Genomic DNA, 1,856 nt, shown 5'->3' on the forward strand with positions numbered 1-1,856 from the left:
TTCGTACTTCCATGCTGCCCCTGTTCCGTCCATTTCAAGACGACCGTTTCGGGCAAAGTCGCTGACTGGTTCGCCATTATACGTGAATTCCTTGTTCAACTGAACCAAGATACGCTTGCCTTCTCCGTCTACCTCAACGTGCGCTAGATCTTCGATGGTAATCAAGTCATGTGCCAAGTAATGTTTCCCAACTTCAGCAAGTGGAATCAACTCTACCAATTCCTTGTAGTTAGTTCCATAAGCGATTGTCTTGCCTGCTACAGCATTTAAAACGACCGCATGAATGATTTTCCCATAGCGGTCAGTTTCTTCCTGATTGTGCTTAACTGCTTGGTCTGTAGCCGTCTGCTTCGCTTCTGCTTGCGTCAATTTTTCTTTAGTTTGTTCAAGGTTTGCTTGAGTTTGAGCTACTTTCTGTTCAGTCTGTTCCAATTTAGTCAGAGTCTGCTCTAATTTAGCTTGAGTAGTAACGATGGCACTCGTTGGGTTAAGTTCTGTGCGGATGAAGTCAAGAACTGCTTGAATCAGCACTTCTTCATTGTCCTGCGTGCGATTGCCTGGTAATTCAACACGCTCATAACTGTAGCGACCAGGTTCTTCTTTCTCAATCGTTACGATCGTTACATTCTTTTCCCCTTTCAAAATCGGGCTTCCTGTTAATTTGTAAGTCATGCGTTAGTTCCTTTCATTTTCGCTTGCGTTTCGTCAAAAAGTTCTTGGAGGGCTGGCTCGTATTCCAGCACGGCTTTAAAGCCCTGTAATTCAGCCAAAGTCAGCGTATAGCGTGCTTCTAAATGCGCACGACCCAATTCGCCCTCAGCCAAGCGGTTAGCGAGCGTCTCAGTGACTAGCTTGTCGATTATGTGATTATCCATGTGTGTACTCCATTTCTTTGATTTTCTGGTCTAGTTCTTGGATGGCTTTGATGAGGTAAGGAACCAAAGCAAAGGTATTATAGGTATAGATTCCATCTGGCGTTTCACGAAAAGCGTCAGATGCATACTTTTTGACATCTTGAGCCATGATACCGCAAGCTATATCTTCAATTTGTCCATCAATATTTTTACGATAACTGTAAGTTTTAAGGTTATTGATTATTTCAAGAGCAGATACTTCACTATCTTTGATATTCTCCTTATATCGTCGGTCAGATGCATCATTCCAAGCTGGAAACCAGTCTCTGGAACCACTAGCTTTTTCCAAATAGAAATAATCTTTACTGCTTCGTCCTATCTTTTCGTACTCACTTGAATATATCCAAGTACCATTGTCATAGAATATTTTACCTGTAACTTTTAGGTCGCCGTGGATAATTGGTGTTTTCCAAAATTCAGCAGTATTATAACAATACATCTTGCCATTATTTTTTACAAACCATGCATAGTATCCAGGTTCGCTCCAATCAGATCCCCAATTTACCCAAAGTGCTGTACGTCCGCTGCCACCTTCACCATCACCCATTCCAACCGAGAAGTGATTCCGACCAGTAAGCCAACGACCAGAACCTGAATCATGCGTTCCTAATTGAAATCCACCAATCCATCCCTTATAGCCCTCTAAAACAGTTGAGCTAGTAATGACTGATTCAATTTTTGTCGCAAATATGCGTTTAGATGTCAGTTTGTCAATCAAGGCATCTCTAGCGGTCAGGTTCCGAATCAGGGCATCATCTACGTTGATTTTATCTCCTGTGATCGCACCAGCTTGGATATGTTCAGCAGTCACGGAGCCAGCTGCCATCTTCCTAGCAGTGACCGCACCGTCTACCAACATATCCGACTGTACACGAACGTGTGGAGCGATGATATCAACGCCTCTTGGACTTGCGGAAATAGTAGAAGCTAACTGCTCACCCG

General features: G+C 43.2%; 3 protein-coding genes. All 3 read right to left on the reverse strand.

Annotated features, from left to right (window positions below):
- Positions 1-672 (reverse strand): hypothetical protein (locus SMIDD26_RS10715; protein ID WP_061440095.1); only part of this gene is annotated, 672 nt, incomplete at its 3' end.
- Complete coding sequence (locus SMIDD26_RS10720) at positions 669-875, reverse strand: hypothetical protein (protein WP_061440096.1); 207 nt, start codon at positions 873-875, stop codon at positions 669-671. The genes SMIDD26_RS10720 and SMIDD26_RS10715, both read right to left, overlap by 4 nt.
- Positions 868-1,856 (reverse strand): tail fiber domain-containing protein (locus SMIDD26_RS10725; RefSeq protein WP_246747041.1); only part of this gene is annotated, 989 nt, incomplete at its 5' end. The genes SMIDD26_RS10720 and SMIDD26_RS10725, both read right to left, overlap by 8 nt.

It is taken from the genome of Streptococcus mitis, assembly GCF_001579035.1.
GTDB lineage: Bacteria > Bacillota > Bacilli > Lactobacillales > Streptococcaceae > Streptococcus > Streptococcus mitis_J.

Excerpts from the sequence above, each read along its gene's own strand:
- SMIDD26_RS10720 (WP_061440096.1), bottom strand. The coding sequence starts at position 875 with ATGGATAATCACATAATCGACAAGCTAGTCACTGAGACGCTCGCTAAC.